This window comes from Pseudonocardia lutea, assembly GCF_042658055.1.
In the GTDB taxonomy this organism is placed as follows: Bacteria; Actinomycetota; Actinomycetes; order Mycobacteriales; family Pseudonocardiaceae; genus Pseudonocardia; species Pseudonocardia lutea.
Genome location: NZ_JBHSQK010000060.1, coordinates 6,418 through 25,252 on the forward strand (window position 1 = coordinate 6,418; position 18,835 = coordinate 25,252).

Genomic DNA, 18,835 nt, shown 5'->3' on the forward strand with positions numbered 1-18,835 from the left:
CCTCCTCCCGGAGCGCGCGGTCTCCGGCGATCCCGCCGCGCTGCGCCTGCTCGTGGAGTCGGTGGTGGCGCCGCTCGAGGCCGCGGGCGGGGAGCTGCTGCGCACCCTCGGCGCCTACCTGGAGGGCGGCAGCGCGCTCGAGGCCTGCGCCCGCGCACTGTTCGTGCACCCCAACACGGTCCGGTACCGGCTGCGGCGCGTGAGTGAACTCACCGGCCGCTCGCCCTCGGACCCCCGCGACGCGTTGGTGCTCCGCACCGGCCTGCTCGCGGGTCGCCTGGCCGCCCCCGCGAGCCCGCTCACCCCGCCCTGACCTGGCCGAACCCTCCACACGATGGTCGGCCCGCGCCGAGGTGACCGGCGGGTAGCGCGCCGCCCGTTGGAGGAAACCCACAAATCGCAGTGGCCAACGTCGTGCGTGGCGGTGTTCCGTTCGCCGTCGCCGCCGTGTTGGCTGTAGCCCTGTGATCGCCTTGCTCGCGCCCGGTCAGGGGTCGCAGTCCCCCGGCATGCTCGCCCCCTGGCTGGACGACCCCGCCGCCGCCGAGACCGTGGCGGCCTGGTCGGAGGCCACCGGGCTCGACCTCGCCCGCCTCGGCACCACCGCCGACGCCGACGAGATCAAGGACACCGCGGTGACCCAGCCGCTGGTCGTCGTCAACGCGCTGCTCGCCGCCGCCCGGCTCGCCAGTGCCGTCCCCGACGCCCTGCCCGCCTCCGCCGCCACCGCGGGCCACTCGGTCGGCGAGCTCGCGGCCGCCGCCGTGGCCGGCGTCCTCACCCCCGACGACGCCGTGCGGCTGGCTGCGATCCGCGGCCGCGCGATGGCCGACGCCTGCGCGCTGGAGCCGACCGGCATGGCCGCCGTCCTCGGCGGCGAGGAGTCGGGGGTGCTGGCCCGGCTCGAGGCGCTCGGCCTCGACCCCGCCAACCGCAACGGGGCCGGCCAGATCGTCGCCGCGGGCCCGCAGGCCGCGATCGAGGAGCTGGCGAAGGAGCCGCCGGAGGGCGCCCGCCGGGCCGCGGTGCTGCCCGTCGCCGGGGCCTTCCACACCCGCTTCATGGCCCCGGCCGAGGACGCCGTCCGCGCCGCGGCCGCCGAGCTGAGCCCGGCCGACCCCGCCCGCCCGCTGCTCACCAACTCCGACGGTTCGGTGGTCAAGGGCGGCGCCGCCGCGCTCGACCTGCTCGTCGCCCAGGTGACCCGCCCGGTCCGCTGGGACTCCTGCATGGCGACGCTCGGCGAACTGGGCGTGACGGCGGTGTTGGAACTGCCTCCGGCGGGAACCCTGGTCGGGTTGGTCCGCCGCGACCTCAAGGGCGTCACGACCCTGGCGCTGAAGACCCCCGACGACCTGGACAAGGCCGTCGCGCTCATCGAGGAGCACGCATGACGACGTTCCGGCTCCCGGCGGCCGTCCCGGGTGCCCGCATCATCGGCCTGGGCAGCAGCCAGCCCGAGCACGTCGTCACCAACGACGACCTCGCGCAGCGGGTGGAGACGAACGACCAGTGGATCCGCGACCGGGTCGGCATCGTGGAGCGCCGGGTCGCGCAGGACGACGTGTCGCTCGTCGACATGGCCGTGGAGGCCGGTTCGCGGGCGCTGAAGGACTCCGGGCTGACCCCCGCGGACGTCGACACCGTCATCGTGGCCACCTGCACGATGACCGCGCCGATCCCGAACGCCGCCGCGCAGACCGCGGACCGGATCGGGATCAGCGCGCCCGCCGCCTTCGACCTCAACGCCGCCTGCGCCGGGTTCTGCTACGGCCTGGGCGCGGCGGCCGACCTGGTCCGCGCGGGCTCGGCGCGCAACGTCCTGGTGATCGGTGCGGAGAAGCTCTCGGACTGGGTCGACTGGGACGACCGGTCGACGTGCATCATCTTCGCCGACGGGGCCGGTGCGGCCGTGGTCACCGGCGCGCAGACCCCCGAGGAGGTCGGCGTCGGGCCGGTGTCCTGGGGCTCCGCGGGCGACCAGGCGGCCACGATCCGGATCCTCGAGGAGAGCACCAACAAGCTCTGGCAGCACGGCCAGGCGGTGTTCCGGTGGGCCACCACCCGGATCGCCCCGGTCGCGCTCGACGCGATCGCCAAGGCCGGGCTCACGCCCGCCGACATCGACGTGCTGGTGCCCCACCAGGCGAACCTGCGGATCATCGAGGCCGTGGCCAAGAAGCTCCGCAAGGAGGGCGCGCGCGAGGACATGCGCGTGGCCGACGACATCGTCCACTCGGGCAACACCTCGTCCGCGTCGATCCCCCTGGCGCTCGACCACATGCGCACTGCGGGGAGCGTCCGTTCCGGCGAGACAGCCCTCCTCGTAGGCTTCGGCGCGGGGCTGTCGTACGCCGGTCAGGTCGTGCGCGTCCCGTGAGCTGTCCCCCTGACCGATCCACACCCATCCCGAAGGAGCACGCCCGTGGCTGACACCGCCGAGATCCTGTCCGGCCTCGCCGAGATCGTCGAGGAGGTCGCCGGCATCGACACCGCCGAGGTGACCGCCGAGAAGTCCTTCGTCGACGACCTCGACATCGACTCGCTGTCGATGGTCGAGATCGCCGTGCAGGCCGAGGACAAGTTCGGCGTGAAGATCCCGGACGACCAGCTCGCCGAGCTCAAGACCGTCGGCGACGCCGTCTCGTACATCGAGAAGAACCAGTAGCGCGGAGGACCCGCACGCCGGGTCCACCCTCCGCACGCGGCCCCTCCGCCGCCCGCCCGCTCGCCAGAAAGGCCATCCATGACCGACGTCGTCGTCACCGGCTACGGCGCGACGACCCCGCTCGGCGGGGACGCCGCCTCCACCTGGGACGCCCTGCTCGCCGGCAAGTCCGGCGTGGGGCACACCACGGGTGAGTGGGTGGACAAGCACGACCTGCCCGTCAAGATCTCCGCGCAGCTCGCCGTGGAGCCCTCCGAGGTCCTGCCGCGCGTGCAGGCCCGCCGGATGGACCGCGCCGAGCAGGTCGCGGTGATCGCGGCGCGGGAGGCGTGGGCGCACGCGGGCCTGGCCGTCGAGAAGGGCGAGGAGCCGAAGGTCGACCCGACCCGGCTGGCGGTGATCGTCGGCACCGGGATCGGTGGCGTGACCACCCTGCTGGACCAGGACGACCTGCTGGAGTCCGACGGTCTGCGCAAGGTCTCGCCGCTGGTCGTGCCGATGCTGATGCCCAACGGGCCCGCGGCGCTGATCTCCCTGGAGATCGGCGCGAAGGGTGGGGTGCACTCCCCCGCGTCCGCCTGCGCGACCGGCGCCGAGGCGATGGCGTGGGCGTGGCGGCTGCTCAAGGCGGGCGAGGTCGACGTCGTGGTGGCGGGTGGGGCGGAGGCCTGCATCGCGCCGATCACGGTCGCCGGGTTCGTCCAGGCCCGCACCCTCTCGCAGCGCAACGACGCGCCACAGGAGGCGTCCCGGCCGTTCGACACCGGGCGGGACGGGTTCGTGCTCGGTGAGGGCGCGGGCGTGCTGGTCCTGGAGCGGCGCGAGTTCGCCGAGGCCCGGGGCGCCACGGTCCACGGCACCCTGGCCGGCATCGGGCTGACCTCGGACGCCTACCACATCACGGGGCCGGACCCCGAGGGCGGCGGGCAGGGCCGGGCGATGCTCAACGCGGTCCGGACCGCGGGCCTGGAGCCCACCGACGTCGGGCACGTGAACTGCCACGCGACGTCGACCGTGGTCGGGGACGTCGGCGAGGCGAACGCGATCCGGAAGGCGCTCGGGGACCACCCGGTGCTCACCGCGCCGAAGGCGTCCATGGGCCACCTGGTCGGCGGCGCGGGCGCGGTCGAGGGTCTGATCGCGCTGCTCTCGGTGCGGGACGGGATCATCCCGGCCACGCTGAACCTGGAGGACAAGGACCCGAAGGTGGACCTGGACGTCGTGGCGGGCGAGCCGCGAAAGATGGAGCTCACCGCCGCGGTGAACAACTCCTTCGGCTTCGGCGGCCACAACGCCAGCCTGCTGTTCACCAAGTAGGTCCGACCCTTCCGCGACGGCGCCCGCTCGACGGGGCCGTCAACAGGGCCGGGAGAGCGTGCTCCCCGCCGACCCGGCGCCGATCGCGAGGCCGGCGCCGGTCATCGGGAACGCGGCACGCCAGCAGATGCGGCCCACCCTGAGGTCCGCGGGCGCGTCGGCCGGGTCCTGGGTGCTCGTGAAGCGCACGAGCGCCACCACCCCGCCGGGCGCGGCCTCGATCCGGTCCACCCGGATCGTCCCGTCCTGCGTGCTGCGCACGCCCGCCAGCCAGCTCTCGGCGGGCTGCGCGGCGACCCGCTCCGGGGTCACGGCGGCCGCCCAGGCCGCGTGGTCGCGCGCGTTGATCGCGTCGAAGTAGGCCTGCAGCCGCTCGCGCACGGCGAGATGCTGCGGGTGCCTCAGGGTGTCGGCGCTCAGCTCGACGGTCGCGGGTCCCGCTCCGGTGGCCGGTGGCGCGGCGGGCGCGTGCGTGGGCGCCCCCGCCTCGAAGGCCCGTCCGCCGACGAGCCAGGCCGCGGCCGCCGCCGCGACCACCACCAGCGCGAGCGCCCCCGCCGTCGCGACCGCCACCGCGTTCCGCACGGTGGCAGTCTGCCCCACGACACTGCTCCGGACGGAGCAGGCCCGGCGACCGGCTCGTCAGCCGACCTGGTGCAACCAGGTGACCGGTGCGCCGTCGCCCGCGAACCGGCACGCCTCCAGCTCGGCGTCCCACGCCTCACCGAGCGCGTCGGAGATGCGCGAGGCGAGCTTCGACGCGGGTCCGTCGGCGATGATGGTCCGCAGCTGGTCCTCACCCAGCAGCACGTCGCCGTTCGCGCTCATCCGGCCCGTCCACAGCCCCAGCCCCGGGACATGGCAGAACCGCTGACCGTCGACGCCCGTGCTGGGCTCCTCGGTGACCTCGAAGCGCAGCATCGGCCACGCTCTCAGTGCGCCGGCGAGGGCGCCGCCGCTGCCCACCGGCCCCGTCCAGCTGAACTCGGCGCGCAGCTGACCGGGTACGGCCGGCTGCGCGCTCCACTGGAGCGTCACCCGTGTCCCGAGGACGCCCGACACCGCCCACTCGACGTGCGGGCAGACCGCAGTCGGCGACGAGTGGACGTGGACCACGCCGCGTGTGCTCACTGCAGACCTCCGCTTCTGACAGACGTGGATCGTCTTCCCCTACGTCCACGGTCGTCGGCGTCGGCCGGCGTTCCGGGTCCTTCGGCCCGGACGGGATGGAACTGTGCGTGATCACTCTGCCCGATCCCGCTCCCGTCTGCCAGCACTGGTCGGTGGCTGCGGCGTGTCGCACGCATTCGGGAGTGTCGATCGAGTAGGCGCGCCAGGGCGCGCGTCCGTGTGTCGGGAACGCTCACCGGCGCACCTCTCCCCCGTCGACGAAGAAATTGTCCCGCAGCTCCGCGGCGCCCCGGACCCGCAGCGGTGCGGCGCCGGCGTCGCGGTGGAACCGGTTGCCCGTGATCCGCAGGACGGCGAGCGGCGCCGCGGCCGCGTCGCGCAGCAGCGTGTACTCGCCGCCGCCCAGCTCGTTGTCGCGGACGACCACCGGGCCCCGCCGCTCGGGCCGCTGCTCGTCGGCGCTCTCGTGCCGCGCCGACTCGGTGGGGTCGACCAGCACGGCGCTGCCGAGGCCGGGACCGGTACCGAGCCGGACCCGGTTCGCCTCCACCAGCACGTCACCCTCCGGCGCGGCGAGGGTGATCGCGTCGACCGCGCGGCCGGGCCGCGGGGCGAAGTCGTGCAGCCAGCTGTTGCGCAGGGTGGCGCCGGGCCCGAGCCGGGCGCCGTCGGCCCGGACCGCGGCCATCTCGATGCGCTCGGCCACCCAGTCCGGCCCGTCCACGGCGGCGTCGGTGAACTCACCGGTCAGCGTGGTGTCCTCGATCCGGACCGAGCCGCCCTCGAGCGTGCACACCCCGGCCGCGGTGGTGCCGTCCCCGGTGATGCGGCTGCGCCGGACGACCACGCCGGGGGCCGCGACCACCACGCCGCCGGTGAGGTCGAGCCCGTCGAGCACGGCACCGGGCGTCCGGACCTCCAGCGCGGCGCGGACGGAACAGAGCCGCAGGCCGGCTGGGGTGCCGACGCTGTCCGGCGGCGGCGGCGCGTACGGCCCCGTCTCGGCGCACACCGGCACGGGTGCCGGCGGCGGGGCGGCCGCCTCACCCCCGGTCCCGGCGCCGACGGCGAGGCCGGTGGCGAGCGAGGTCGCCACGACGCCGCCGAGCACGCCCCGGATGGACAGCATGCACGCAGAGTACGGGGTGAATTACCCCGAGTGGCCCAACGGGCTCGGCGTGTCCTGCGCCATACGGCCTATCAGACGAGGTCGTAGTGCAACACGTTCTCGTGCTCCGTCCGGGTGAGCGCCCCCCGTTCGACGAGCACCTCGAGATGGTGCTGCGTCTCCAGGATCGCGAGCATCGCGTTCCACCGGTCCAGGTCGGCCAGCGCGTGGTTCCGCCGCGTCCACGGCAGCGCCTGTGCGACCAGGTACGGCGTGTGCCGCCCCTCCCGGACGGCGGCCAGCGAGGCGTCGAGCCGGGCGCCGTGGTGAGCCAGCAGCTCGTCGACCCGCTCGTGCACCCGGCGTCCGACCGGCCCGTGCGCGGGCAGCAGCGCGGCGTCCGGCCGCTCCCGGACCAGCTGCAAGGAGGCCAGGAAGGCCGACAGCGGGCTCCCCGTCGGCACCGGCTCCAGGCCGATCGACGGGGTGATCCGGGGCAGGACGTGATCCCCGGCGAACAGGAGGTCGTTCGCCTCGTCGGCGAACACGACGTGCCCGCGGGTGTGCCCGGGGGTCTCGATCACCTCGAGGGTCCGCGTCTCCCCGACGACGACCGTGCTGCGGTCCTCGAGGTAGCCGTCGGGCAGGAGCCATCCGCTCATGTCGCGGACGTGGTCGCGGCCGGCGCGCTCCATCGCGTCCGCGAGCGCGGCCGCCCCGGCCCGGCGCAGCCGCGGCACGGAGTTCTGCGACTCCGCGTGGTCGGGGTCGATCACGCGCTCCAGGTTGACCCGTTCACCGGCGCCGATCAGGACCTCGGTGCCGAAGTCGCGCCGCACGGTGACCGCTTGGGTGTAGTGGTCGCGGTGGGAGTGGGTGACCAGGAACCGGCGCACCTCGCGCAGGTCCGAGCCGAGCGCCCGCATGGCCTTCTCGAGCAGGTCGCGGGCCTCCTCGAGCGCCCACCCGGAGTCGACCAGCGTCCAGCCGGGGTCGCCCCCGCGCTCGTCGGCGACGGCGTAGACGTTGACCGCGCGCAGGCCGTCGTTCGGGAGCGGGAGGGGGATCCGGTAGACGCCCTCCGCCACGCGGAACACGCCGGACTCGGTCCAGTCGCCGCCGGAGAGGCTCGGGTCGTCGTCGGTGACGGTCGGAGCTACCACCCGAGGCATACTAGTCGAACGATCGTTCATTTCTAGCGGACGAACGTGTCGGTTTCCGCACCCCGTGTCCCGCCGGTCATCCGGCCCCGCCCGTAGAACTCGTCGAAGGTGGTGAGGACGAGGTCGAGCGGGAGGTCCGTGAACACGCCCCGGTGGTGCACGTACTCCATGTAGCGGCTGCCGTCGCCGGAGAACTCGTGCATGAGGGCGTCGGTGCGGCCGTCGAACGGGATGGGCGAGACCCCGAAGCGGGCGCACAGCTCGGCATTGAACGCCGGGGTGGCCTTCACCCAGCGGCCCTCCACGTGCAGGTCCGTGTAGCCGTGGAAGACGAAGACGTCCGAGCCCATCCGCTCGCGCAGCCGCGGCGTGGTCAGGTGGTTGCGGACGTCGGCGAAACCCAGCCGGGCGGGGATCCCGCGGGCGCGCGCCACCGCGGTGAGCAGCACCGCCTTCGGCACGCACCAGTTGCTCGGCGCCGTGGCGACCGCACTGGCCCGGTAGTCGGCGGGATCGGTGGACAGGTGGTGCGGGTCGTACCAGATCTCGTCCCGCACGGCCTCGAACAGGCGCGCAGCCACCTCGACCGGATCGGTGGCCGCGCCGGCGGCGCGGGCCGCGAAGGCGCGGACCTCGGGCGAGTCGGAGTCGACGAAGCCCCCGGAGGCGAGGTGCTCCGGGAGGACGGGATCGACGGCGTCGGCAGCGGCATCGGCGGTGGTGCTCACCCGTCGCAGGGTAGGCGCTCGCCCGCCCTCGCCGTGTGTGACGACGCCCGCGTGAGCACCCTCCGTTCATCATTGGTGACGATCCGTTGCGAGATGCACCGTTTCCACTCGTTCGGGACACTCCGAACCACCCGGACGGTGACCCTGGGTCGTCTAGGGTTCCGCACGGGAACACCACAGGTGAGCGCGCCGGGCCCGGACGAGGGCACGGCGCCGACGGGCACGGAGGGCGCACGGCATGGCTGCAGGGGATCGGGACCACCCGGACGTGATCGGCGCTCCGTTCCTCACCGTGGCCGAGGTGGCGGAGCGCATGCGTGTGTCCAAGATGACCGTGTACCGGCTCGTGCACAGCGGTGAGCTGCCGGCGGTGCGCTTCGGCCGCTCCTTCCGGGTGCAGACGAGCGCGGTGGAGGAGCTGATCGCCGCCGCGCGGTACGAGGCGGGCTGACCGTCAGCGCTCGCGTCCCCGGGGTCGGAGCGGGGTCGGGGGCAGCGCGGGCGCGGCCAGGGGCGGACCCTCGTACCCGGTGACGGCGCCGAAGCGGTGGTCGGCGCCCCCGGCGATCTCCGCCTGCCACTGGGCCCGGGCCTCGGCGACCTCCTCGCCGCTGCGCCCCACGAAGTTCCACCACATGACCAGCTGCTCGGCGAAGGGCACGCCCCCGAGCAGCAGGAACCGGCTCTCCGGTCCGGCCCGCAGGGGCACCTCCCGCCGGCCCGTGCCGAGGTAGAGCAGGGTGCCGGGGGACACGACGCGGCCGTCGACCTCCGGGGCGCCGGAGACGGTGAGGACCGCGTGCTCGAAGTCCGGCTCCAGCGGCAGCGCGCTCGCCGCGCCGGCCGCGAGCCGGACGTCGACCCCCAGGAGCGGGCTGTGCACCCGGCCCGGGGAGAGCGCCTCACCGAGCCGGCCCAGCAGGACGGTGCCGCGCAGGCCGTGCGCGGTGACCTGCGGCAGGTCGGCGTGGTGCTCGAAGCGGGGCGCGACGGCGCGCTCCTCCCCCGGCAGCGCGACCCAGAGCTGGGCGCCGTGCAGCAGCGGCGAGTGCGGGTCCGGGGACTGCTCGGAGTGCGCGATGCCGCGGCCCGCGGTCATCAGCCCGAGCTCGCCGGGGCGGACCAGCACGTCGCTGCCCAGCGAGTCGCGGTGGTGCACCTCCCCCTCGAGCAGCCAGCTCACCGTCTGCAGACCGATGTGGGGATGCGGGGCGACCTGCATGCCCGGCTCGGCCGCGATCTCGTCCGGCCCGTAGTGGTCGACGAAGCACCACGCCCCGACCATGCGCCGGCCCAGGCTCGGCAGCAGCCGGCGCACCTGGGTGCCCTCCCCCAGCGGCACCCGGCGCGGCTCGAGCAGCTCGCTCACCGGCCCGCCGGTCGCTCGCGACCCGCACACCGTGACCCGCGGATCGGCCGTCACGTCGCTCATCCCGATCACCCCCCGGAACGTGACGATACGGGCACGCTCCGACACGCACCACGACGCCGTCGAGCTGACGTCGAGGGAGCTCAGGGCGGTGGTCGACGAGCTGGCCGAGGAGGACCACGACGCGGTGATGGAGCGGGGTGAGTCGGTACCGGCGCGCCGGTGCACCGATCCCGGCCCCGCGTGCGGTCAGAACCCGTGCGTCGTGATCGCCGGTGGTCCGCCGCCGCGCAGCGCCTCGAACACCGCGCGCTCGTGCGGGACGACGGGATCGGGCAGGGCGTCCAGCCGGAACCAGCCCAGGTCCGCGGCCTTCGCGCTCTCCAGCAGCCGGGGCGTGCCGGTCCAGCGGCGACAGGTGAAGAAGAAGTCGACGCGCTCGTCGATCGGGTCGCCGGTCGCCTCCGTGCGGTGCATCGCGGACAATGGCTGCAGGTCCGCGGCCGCGATCTCGACACCCAGCTCCTCCCGGGCCTCCCGCACCGCCGCCGCGAGCACGGACTCGCCCTTCTCGACGTGGCCGGCCGCGGCCGTGGCCCAGAAGCCGTCGCGGAAGCCGGTGTTCCGCCGCAGCTGCAGCAGGATCTCGTCGGGATCGCGGCGCAGGACGACGTAGGCGGCGGGCACGAGCTGGTAGCGCGGGGTCACCGATCCACCGTAGAACCCGCCGGCCCGTCGCGGGATCCGGTCACTGCACGTCAGGGCAACACGGCGGTAACGCCGCGCGCCTAGCGTCACACCCGACGCGAGCCCGTGAGAGGTGACGCCCATGACCGTTCCGGTCCGCCCACGCGTCCGCTCGGTCGGCGGCCGCCTCGGCGCCGTCCCGCCGCGCGACGCCGACCTGCGCTTCCGCACCGTCCACGGCTACCGGCGCGCCTTCCGCGTCGCCGGATCCGGGCCCGCCGTCGTGCTGATCCACGGCATCGGCGACAGCTCCGCGACCTGGGAGCCGGTGGTCCCCGCGCTCGCGCGGCACCACCTCGTGATCGCCCCCGACCTGCTCGGCCACGGCCGCTCGGACAAGCCGCGCGCCGATTACTCCGTCGCCGCCTACGCCAACGGCGTCCGCGACCTGCTCGGTGTGCTCGGGATCCGGCGCGCGACGCTCGTCGGGCACTCCCTGGGCGGCGGCGTCGCGATGCAGTTCGCCTACCAGTTCCCCGACCGCACCGAGCGCCTGGTGCTGGTCGGCAGCGGCGGCGCGGGTCCCGAGGTCAACCCGGTGCTGCGGGCCATGACGTTGCCCGGCGCGGCGGCCGCCCTGCACGCGTTGCGCCTACCGACCATGCGCCGGCAGGTCGGGATGGTCGTCGAGGCGCTGCGGGTGCTCGGGACCGGTCTCGGCCGGGACGCGCCGGACATGCTCCGCGTGGTCGACGCCCTGCCCGACGCGACCTCCCGCGCGGCCTTCATCCGTACCCTGCGCGCGGTCGTCGACTGGCGCGGCCAGGTCGTGACGATGCTCGACCGGTGTTACCTCACCCGCGGCATGCCGACGCTGCTGGTCTGGGGCGCCCACGACGCGATCGTGCCCGTCGAGCACGGACACCGCGCGCACGAGGCGATGCCGGGCAGCCGGCTGGAGATCTTCCCCGACGCCGGGCACTTCCCCTTCCACACCGACCCACAGCGGTTCGTCGGCCTGCTCGAGGAGTTCCTCGGCGGCACCGAACCCGCCCGCTGGAGCCCGGAACAATGGCGCCAGCTCCTGCGTGCCACCCCGGACACCGTCGCCCCGGTCGAACCCTCCGCCCGGCGCTCCGCCACCTGACCCGCGTCATGGATCCGTGACGCGTTCAGCGGGGTCGAGAAATCGCCCTCGTGGTTCCCTCACGCGAGCAGAGCGCCCCTCGAGCAGCGTTATGGTTCCACAACGCTGATCGGAGACGCGAAATCGCATGAGGGTTCCTTCGTGCGCGACATGCCGACGGCCCCGCTCCCGACGTGCGGGAACGGGGCCGTCCGTCGCTCCGGGTCAGCTGCAGCCGCTGGTGGAGCCGCAGCCCTCGCAGAGGTAGCAGGAGCCGGCGGGGCGCATCTTGGTGCCGCAGGTGAGGCAGAGCGGCGCGTCGGCCGCCTTGCCCAGGTGCAGCTCCAGCAGCTCGGTGGAGCTGCCGACCTCGACCGGCGCCGGGTCCACACCGGCCGGCTCGGCCGGCAGCGGGGTGGTGTCCACGCTGGACCGTACGGCGTCGAGGTCCACATCGGCCGAGCCGTAGTCCTGCTCCACCTGCGACGCCCGCTCCGCCGCGGAGAAGATGCCCAGCTGGGCCCGCTTCTCGTAGGGGAGGTAGTCGAGCGCCAGGCGGCGGAACAGGTAGTCCAGCACCGAGGTGGCGATCCGGACGTCCGGGTCGTCCGTCATGCCCGCCGGCTCGAAGCGCAGGTTGGAGAACTTCGAGACGTAGAACTCCAGTGGGATGCCGTACTGCAGGCCGACCGAGATCGACATGGAGAAGGCGTCCATGACACCGGCCAGGGTCGAGCCCTGCTTGCCGAGCTTGACGAAGATCTCGCCCAGCCCGTCGTCCGGGTAGCTGCCGGCGGTGAGGTAGCCCTCGGCACCGGCGACCGTGAAGGACACCGTCTGGCTCGGGCGCTTCTTCGGCAGCCGCTTGCGCACCGGCCGCTGCTCGACGACGACCTCCGGCTCGGCCTTCTCCTCCTCGCGCGCCTTCTTGCCCGCGGACAGCGGCTGGCCGACCTTGCAGTTGTCGCGGTAGATCGCGAGCGCCTTGAGGCCGAGCCGCCAGCCCTCGAGGTAGATCTTCTCGACGTCGTCGACGGTCGCGGCCTCGGGCATGTTGACCGTCTTGGAGATCGCGCCGGACAGGAACGGCTGGACGGCCGCCATCATCCGCACGTGTCCCATCGGCGCGATGGAGCGCTCGCCCATGGCGCAGTCGAAGACCTCGTAGTGCTCCGGACGCAGGCCCGGGGCGTCGACCACGTGCCCGTGCTCGGCGACGTACTCGACGATGGCCTCGGCCTGCTCGGCCTGGTAGCCGAGCTGGTCGAGCGCCCGGCGCACGGTCTGGTTGACGATCTGCATGGAGCCGCCGCCGACCAGCTTCTTGAACTTGACCAGCGCCAGGTCCGGCTCGATGCCGGTCGTGTCGCAGTCCATCATCAGGCCGATGGTGCCGGTGGGGGCCAGCACGGAGGCCTGGGCGTTGCGCCAGCCGTTCTTCTCGCCCGCGGCCAGCGCCTCCTTCCAGGTGATGGTGGCCAGCTTCTGGATCGCGGTGCTGGCCGGGAAGGTGCGGTAGCCGTCGTTGGCGGCGGCGTGCTTGCGCATGACGCGCTGGTGCGACTCGGCGTTGCGGGCGTAGCCCTCGTACGGGCCGACGACGCCGGCGAGCTCGGCGGAGCGCTTGTAGGCCGCGCCGGTCATCAGCGAGGTGATCGAGGCGGCGAGCGAGCGGCCGCCCTCGGAGTCGTACGCGTGCCCGGTGGCCATCAGCAGCGCGCCCAGGTTGGCGTAGCCGATGCCCAGCTGGCGGAACCTGCGCGTGGTCTCCGCGATCGGCTCCGTCGGGAAGTCCGCGAAGCAGATCGAGATGTCCATCGCGGTGATGATCAGCTCGACGGCGCGGGCGAAGCGCGGAGCGTCGAACCGGCCGTCCTCGCCCAGGAACTTGAGCAGGTTCAGCGAGGCCAGGTTGCAGCTGGAGTTGTCCAGGTGCATGTACTCCGAGCACGGGTTCGACGCGCTGATCCGGCCCGACTCGGGGCAGGTGTGCCAGTCGTTGATCGTGTCGTCGTACTGCAGGCCCGGGTCGGCGCACTCCCAGGCGGCCCGGGCGATGCCGCGGAACAGCGTCCGGGCGTCCGTGCGCTCGATGATCTCGCCGGTGGTGCGGGAGCGGAGCCCGAAGTCGGTGCCGCCCTCGACCGCGTGCATGAACTCGTCCGTCACGCGGACCGAGTTGTTGGCGTTCTGGTACTGCACCGAGGTGATGTCGGAGCCGCCCAGGTCCATGTCGAAGCCCGCGTCCCGCAGGACGCGGATCTTGGCCTCCTCCTTGGCCTTGGTCTGGACGAACTCCTCGATGTCGGGGTGGTCGACGTCGAGCACGACCATCTTGGCCGCGCGCCGGGTGGCGCCGCCCGACTTGATGGTGCCCGCGGAGGCGTCGGCGCCGCGCATGAAGGAGACGGGGCCGGAGGCGGTGCCGCCGGAGGACAGCAGCTCCTTGGACGAGCGGATGCGCGAGAGGTTGAGGCCGGCGCCGGAGCCGCCCTTGAAGATCAGGCCCTCCTCGCGGTACCAGTTCAGGATCGACTCCATGGTGTCGTCGACCGAGAGGATGAAGCAGGCGCTGACCTGCTGCGGCGAGGCGGTACCGACGTTGAACCACACCGGCGAGTTGAAGCTGAACACCTGGTGCAGCAGCATCCAGGTCAGCTCCTGGGCGAAGATCTCCGCGTCCTCGTCCGTGGCGAAGTAGCCGTGCTCCACGCCGGCGCGGTGGTAGGACCCGACGACCCGGTCGATCAGTGTGCGCAGGCTGGACTCGCGCTGCGGGGAGCCGACGGCGCCGCGGAAGTACTTGCTGGTCACGATGTTGGTGGCGTTGATCGACCAGAAGTCGGGGAACTCGACGCCCCGCTGCTCGAAGTTCACGCTGCCGTCGCGCCAGTTCGTCATGACGACGTCGCGGCGCTCCCAGGTCACCTCGTCGTACGGGTGGACCCCGGGCGTGGTGTGGAGCCGCTCGACGGTCAGGCCGCGCCTGACGCCCTGCTTGCCGGCCTTGCCGGCCCGACCGCGACCCGCTCCCCCCGACGTGCCCTTGGCGCCTGCGGTGCTCCCGGCGCTCCCGGCGGACTCCGCCCCGACGGTCTCCGTCATGCTCTCCCTCATTCGCATCCGGCCCTGTGCTGCACCCTCCGCCGGCTGGGGCGACGGACGGTGTCCTGCGTGCGAGATCGGGGTCGGCTCGACTTCCGTAGTCCGGGTCGGCCCCACTGGTCCCTCGCGGACCCCTACCCGGTCGGCCTCGCGCCCCGACCGGCCCGATCCCGCCGGTCGGCTGCTTCCCCGGCAGCCGCCCTCCGCAGATCGGCGATCTCCTTCTCGAAGTCCTCGATGGACGAGAAGGAGCGGTACACGCTCGCGAAGCGCAGGTACGCGACCTCGTCGAGCTCCTTCAGCGGACCCAGGATCGCCAGCCCGACCTCGTGGCTGGGGATCTCCGCGGTCCCGCCCGCCCGGACGGCCTCCTCGACGCGGTGCGCGAGCTTCTGCAACGCGTCCTCGTCGACCGGCCGGCCCTGGCAGGCGCGGCGTACACCGCCCACGACCTTCTCGCGGCTGAACGGCTCCGTGACGCCGCTGCGCTTCAGCACCGCGAGCACGGGCTCCTCGACGGTGGTGAAACGCTTCCCACAGGCCTGGCAGGAGCGGCGGCGACGGGTCGCCGCGCCCTCGTCGACCTCGCGGGAGTCGATCACCTTGCAGTCCGTGTGACGGCAGAACGGGCACCGCATGCGGACCTCCCCCGACTCGACGCGCCCGTGAGTCTGACCTGCGCCAAACCCAATCTGTGGGCGAACGACACGGATGTAACCACAACATGTAGGGGTCGCGCCATCTCATTGCGGCGGGTCGAGCGGACTTCCCCCGATCGGGACGGAACCTCTCACGACCACCGCGGCCGCCCCGTCCCCGGGTGCCCCGGTGGCCGGCTGGCGACACCCCGTGACGGTCCGCAGGTCACACCCGCTTCCGGCGACGCCGTGGACGGGCCCGCACGACACGGGGTGCCGGCCGGACCGTTCGCCGCATCGGCGACACGCCGATGAACTGCGGGGAACGTGCCGGCCTGAACGCGCCGGCGTGTCGCCATGATCGGCGTGTCGGATGTGCCGCCACGCACGGTGCCGGACCGGCGACGCGGACCACTCACAGGGCCACCCGACGCCCTCGGGAGTTCCCCGCACTCCCCCACGAGGCGCCTCCACAGGAGACGCGTCCGGGACCGCTTCGACGGCCGAGTCGCTCGCCGGCTCCCCGGGTCGGTCGCGCCGCGCGCGCCGACCCCCGGCCCCGCCCGCCCGGGCGGCCGCTCATCGCGCGGCGAGGTCGGCGAGCAGACCGAGGACGACCACGACCGTGGCCGAGGCCAGCGCGACCGCCACGACCGCCAACGCGCGGTCGACCACGCCGGTCCGCGCCTCGCCGGCGAGCCGCCGCGCCCCACCGGTGCGCTCGTACCGGGAGAGCCGGGAGAGCGGCGAGAGGCGGGGGCGCCGAGGCGCCACGCAACGCGAGTCGGCGAGGGCCGGACGGGGCCGTGGCACGGACCGGCACCCCGGGACCACCACCGGACCGTCCGTCGGTCGGGCCAGCCGCACACGAGCCCCCGACACCCCGACCTCCGCGGCGGGGCCCTCCCACGCCCGGCTCCTCCTCCACGGGCGGGTTCCCGAGGCCCGGGCCCCTGAGGTGTACGCCCCGAGGACCCGCTCCGGCGCGGCTCCCGAGCGGCTCCGGTCGCCCCGCGGCACCCCACCGGCGCCGCGCGCCGCGCCGTGGGCCGGGGTGGGACCGGGGCCGTGCGTCGAGCCGTGCGTCGAGCCGTGCGTCGAGCCGTGGATCGGGCCGTGGGTCGGGCCGCGACCCGCGGCCCGCGGCCGGCGGGCACCCGGACGCCCCTCTGTCACGGGCTCTGTCACGGGCTCGGTCACGGGCTCGGTCACGGGCTCGGTCACGGGCTCGGTCACGGGTTCGGCCAAGGGCTCGGCCGAGGGCTCGGACACCGGCGCGGCCTGCAGCTCCGCCTCCCGCTCGGTCCGCCGCGCGGACGGTGCTCCGGCGCCCGGGCCGCCCGGCAGCTCGACCACTGCCGCACTCCTGGAGTCCATGACGACCTCCCCCACCTCCGCGCCGACCCCGCCCGAGCCGGATGCCCGGACCACCGGTCGAACGCGTGTGCGATTCCTATCAACCACCACCGACAAAAACCGGTGCCAGCCGTGACCGGGGTCACGACGGGCCGGCGCCTCACGCGGGCACGCGCAGGACGAGCCCGGCGGGCAGCGGCGCCGCGTCCACGGGGAGGCGGTTGTCCGCGGCGATCCGCTCGACGACGGCGTCGGTTCCCGCCGTTCCGACGGCGGGAGCCCGCCGCGCGACCTCCCACACCGACTCGCCGGGCTGCACGGTCACGAGTGCGGTGCCCGACGGCACGGCCGCCCGGGCGTGCGCCTCCCCGGCCGCGCCTGCCACGAGCCCCAGTCCGACCACGACCGCGGCGGAGACGACCGCGAGGGCGACGGCCGCCACCGCGCGCCGCAGGCGGTACCGCGCCGCGGGCACGGCCCGCGGCAGCACGCGGGGTGCGGAACGCCCGCCGACGGAGACCCGCAGCGACCGCCCGTCGGCCCCCGCCACGGCCACACCGGGCCCCCCGTCGTCGAGGACCGGCCGAGGCGTCGGCCGGAGCCGCGACGACTCCCCCGCCTCGGCGGCCCACGAGCGGGCCCGCGAGCGAGCGCGGAGCGGCACGACGACACCGCCGGCGCCGAGGACCTCGACGGAACCGCGCCGCGCCACCGGCTCGGCGCCCCTCAGGGGCCTCGGAGCGACGGACCGGACCGGGCGGGAGGTACCGGCCGGGCGGACCGGCCGCGGCCCACGGGAGAGCCCCGCCTCCTGCCGCCCGTCCACGGACGTCCGTGCGCCGACGGCTCGACGCCGGGCCTCGGCGGTGCCCGCGGACCACTCCCGCCCACCCCTCCGGGCGGCGGACGCGCCCTCGACCACGCCGCGTCCGCGCGACACACCGGAACCGCCGCCGATCCGCGCACGGCCCCGTCCACCGGCCGGCCGCCCGTCCACCATGCCCTCCGCGATCCCCGCGCCGTCCACGGCCGACCCCTTCCGCCTCGTCCACGCCGCTCAGCGGGCAGATCTCGCACACATGTTCGAATCGAACACCCGTGCGACTTTGTACCACTGCCGCGACGGCACGTCACGGGTTCGCGCCGACACGATCGGCGTGTCGTTCGAACATGTGTTTGGCGATCGGCCGGATCAGGACTACCGTCCGAAACCGACGGATCGCGCGGGGCACCCGGGCGGGCCGTCGGGGCCCCGGCCGGGGCCGGATCCGGTTCCGCGTCCGCACCCGGGAGTACGCACCGCGGGAGCGGGCACGCGACCGGGCGAGCCGGGCGAGGCGACCGGACCCCGCACGGGCGGGTCCGCCCGGATCGTGCGTGCCGGCACGGGCCCGGGGACGGAGCAGGGCACGGCACGGAGCACGAGACAGGCACACGAGGAGGCGGCAGGCAGATGGCACGGGACGAGTCCGGCGGCGCCGGCGAGACCGGCCGGGAGCCCGGACAGGTGCGCGCCTTCCCGGACCCGCCGGCGGACCCGGTGGGCCTCACCCCCCGGCAGCGCAAGGTGCTCGAGGTGATCCGGGACTGGGTGGAGCGCTTCGGCTACCCGCCGAGCGTCCGGGAGATCGGCGACGCGGTGGGGCTGACCTCCACCTCGTCGGTGCACCACCAGCTGCGCACGCTGGAGCGGAAGGGCTACCTGCGGCGCGACCCCAACCGGACCCGCGCGGTCGACGTGCGCAGCCCGGAGGAGGAGTCCGACGGCGCCGAGTCGGCCGAGGTCCGGGCCGAGCGGCCGGCCCCGGCGTTCGTGCCGCTGCTCGGCAACATCGCCGCCGGCGGGCCGATCCTGGCGGAGCAGGCGGTGGAGAGCGTGTTCCCGCTGCCGCGCGAGATCGTCGGCGAGGGCACCCTCTTCCTGCTCCACGTCAAGGGCGACTCGATGGTCGAGGCCGCCATCACGGACGGGGACTGGGTCGTGGTGCGCCAGCAGCCCGTCGCCGAGCAGGGTGAGATCGTCGCCGCCATGATCGACGGCGAGGCGACGGTCAAGACCTTCAAGCGCGCGGACGGGCAGGTCTGGCTGATGCCTGCCAATCCGGCCTACGAGCCGATCGACGGCAACGAGGCGACCATCCTGGGTCGCGTCGTCGCGGTGCTCCGGCGGCTCTGACGCCCCGGACACCCCTCCCCACCGGGAGCCGGGCCGGAGGGCGGTGCGCACGACCGGGTCGTCCGGACGCGCCGTGAGCACCTCGGCGGGCTCGTCACACGCGGGACCGTCGCCGCCCGTGCCATGCCATCGCGGCCGCGGCCAGGCCCAGCACGACGACGGCGGCCCCGACCCCGATCGCGGCGGGCAGCCACTCCGGGGCGGGCTCCGGCGGCACGGCCGCGGGCGGCGGCGCCGCTGCGGGCCCAGCGGGCGCGGCGGCG

19 protein-coding genes are annotated in these 18,835 nt (G+C 74.4%); 8 read left to right on the forward strand and 11 right to left on the reverse strand.

Annotated features, from left to right (window positions below; genetic code table 11):
* From ACFQH9_RS22170 to ACFQH9_RS22190, 5 genes are all read left to right on the forward strand, one after another.
* Positions 1–313: PucR family transcriptional regulator (locus tag ACFQH9_RS22170; protein WP_379568494.1), on the forward strand; the 313-nt coding region annotated here is incomplete at its 5' end.
* 151 nt (positions 314–464) lie between these two features.
* Complete coding sequence (locus tag ACFQH9_RS22175) at positions 465–1,394, forward strand: ACP S-malonyltransferase (protein ID WP_379568496.1); 930 nt, start codon at positions 465–467, stop codon at positions 1,392–1,394.
* A complete protein-coding gene (locus ACFQH9_RS22180) occupies positions 1,391–2,380 on the forward strand; it encodes a beta-ketoacyl-ACP synthase III (protein ID WP_379568498.1) in 990 nt (329 codons plus the stop codon). Before ACFQH9_RS22175 ends, ACFQH9_RS22180 begins: the two co-directional genes overlap by 4 nt.
* Positions 2,381–2,425: 45 nt before the next feature.
* Positions 2,426–2,668 carry an acyl carrier protein gene (locus tag ACFQH9_RS22185; protein ID WP_037052399.1) on the forward strand — a complete coding sequence of 81 codons (243 nt, stop codon included), beginning with the start codon at positions 2,426–2,428 and terminating at the stop codon, positions 2,666–2,668.
* Between the two features lie 78 nt (positions 2,669–2,746).
* The gene (locus ACFQH9_RS22190) at positions 2,747–3,985 is read left to right on the forward strand and encodes a beta-ketoacyl-[acyl-carrier-protein] synthase family protein (RefSeq protein ID WP_379568500.1); all 1,239 of its coding nucleotides are present in this window, start codon (positions 2,747–2,749) and stop codon (positions 3,983–3,985) included.
* Positions 3,986–4,024: 39 nt separating this feature from the next.
* Here ACFQH9_RS22190 and ACFQH9_RS22195 read toward each other — a convergent pair whose 3' ends face one another.
* The 5 genes from ACFQH9_RS22195 to ACFQH9_RS22215 form a co-directional block, all read right to left on the reverse strand.
* Complete coding sequence (locus ACFQH9_RS22195) at positions 4,025–4,570, reverse strand: hypothetical protein (protein ID WP_379568502.1); 546 nt, start codon at positions 4,568–4,570, stop codon at positions 4,025–4,027.
* 57 nt (positions 4,571–4,627) lie between these two features.
* Entirely contained in the window at positions 4,628–5,116 is a 489-nt protein-coding gene (locus ACFQH9_RS22200; RefSeq protein WP_379568504.1) for a DUF3145 domain-containing protein, read from the reverse strand.
* 232 nt (positions 5,117–5,348) lie between these two features.
* Positions 5,349–6,245, reverse strand: coding sequence for a hypothetical protein (locus ACFQH9_RS22205; protein WP_379568506.1), 897 nt, complete (start codon positions 6,243–6,245; stop codon positions 5,349–5,351).
* Between the two features lie 71 nt (positions 6,246–6,316).
* Positions 6,317–7,387: an MBL fold metallo-hydrolase gene (locus ACFQH9_RS22210; RefSeq protein ID WP_379568508.1), complete on the reverse strand. Its 1,071-nt coding sequence runs from the start codon at positions 7,385–7,387 to the stop codon at positions 6,317–6,319.
* 32 nt (positions 7,388–7,419) lie between these two features.
* Positions 7,420–8,115 (reverse strand): transglutaminase-like domain-containing protein, encoded by a 696-nt coding sequence (locus tag ACFQH9_RS22215; RefSeq protein WP_379568510.1) that lies wholly within the window; start codon positions 8,113–8,115, stop codon positions 7,420–7,422.
* A 238-nt stretch (positions 8,116–8,353) separates the two neighbouring features.
* Here ACFQH9_RS22215 and ACFQH9_RS22220 point away from each other — a divergent pair, with 238 nt between their 5' ends.
* The gene (locus ACFQH9_RS22220) at positions 8,354–8,566 is read left to right on the forward strand and encodes a helix-turn-helix domain-containing protein (protein ID WP_379568512.1); all 213 of its coding nucleotides are present in this window, start codon (positions 8,354–8,356) and stop codon (positions 8,564–8,566) included.
* 3 nt (positions 8,567–8,569) lie between these two features.
* Here ACFQH9_RS22220 and ACFQH9_RS22225 read toward each other — a convergent pair whose 3' ends face one another.
* A complete protein-coding gene (locus ACFQH9_RS22225; protein WP_379568514.1) occupies positions 8,570–9,547 on the reverse strand; it encodes a pirin family protein in 978 nt (325 codons plus the stop codon).
* 186 nt (positions 9,548–9,733) lie between these two features.
* Positions 9,734–10,192 (reverse strand): NUDIX hydrolase, encoded by a 459-nt coding sequence (locus ACFQH9_RS22230; protein ID WP_379568516.1) that lies wholly within the window; start codon positions 10,190–10,192, stop codon positions 9,734–9,736.
* Between the two features lie 121 nt (positions 10,193–10,313).
* Between ACFQH9_RS22230 and ACFQH9_RS22235 the strand changes: the two genes are divergently transcribed.
* A complete protein-coding gene (locus ACFQH9_RS22235) occupies positions 10,314–11,318 on the forward strand; it encodes an alpha/beta fold hydrolase (RefSeq protein ID WP_379568518.1) in 1,005 nt (334 codons plus the stop codon).
* Positions 11,319–11,522: 204 nt separating this feature from the next.
* On the opposite strand, the gene ACFQH9_RS22240 is transcribed toward ACFQH9_RS22235, so the two are convergent.
* The 4 genes from ACFQH9_RS22240 to ACFQH9_RS22255 form a co-directional block, all read right to left on the reverse strand.
* Complete coding sequence (locus ACFQH9_RS22240) at positions 11,523–14,402, reverse strand: vitamin B12-dependent ribonucleotide reductase (protein ID WP_379568520.1); 2,880 nt, start codon at positions 14,400–14,402, stop codon at positions 11,523–11,525.
* Between the two features lie 134 nt (positions 14,403–14,536).
* Positions 14,537–15,040: a transcriptional regulator NrdR gene (gene nrdR / locus ACFQH9_RS22245; RefSeq protein ID WP_379568522.1), complete on the reverse strand. Its 504-nt coding sequence runs from the start codon at positions 15,038–15,040 to the stop codon at positions 14,537–14,539.
* A gap of 579 nt (positions 15,041–15,619) precedes the next feature.
* Complete coding sequence (locus ACFQH9_RS22250; protein WP_345383606.1) at positions 15,620–15,814, reverse strand: hypothetical protein; 195 nt, start codon at positions 15,812–15,814, stop codon at positions 15,620–15,622.
* A gap of 742 nt (positions 15,815–16,556) precedes the next feature.
* Positions 16,557–16,946: a LysM peptidoglycan-binding domain-containing protein gene (locus tag ACFQH9_RS22255; protein ID WP_379568524.1), complete on the reverse strand. Its 390-nt coding sequence runs from the start codon at positions 16,944–16,946 to the stop codon at positions 16,557–16,559.
* Positions 16,947–17,849: 903 nt separating this feature from the next.
* Here ACFQH9_RS22255 and lexA point away from each other — a divergent pair.
* A complete protein-coding gene (gene lexA / locus ACFQH9_RS22260; protein WP_379568526.1) occupies positions 17,850–18,572 on the forward strand; it encodes a transcriptional repressor LexA in 723 nt (240 codons plus the stop codon).
* The last annotated feature ends 263 nt before the right edge of the window (positions 18,573–18,835 follow it).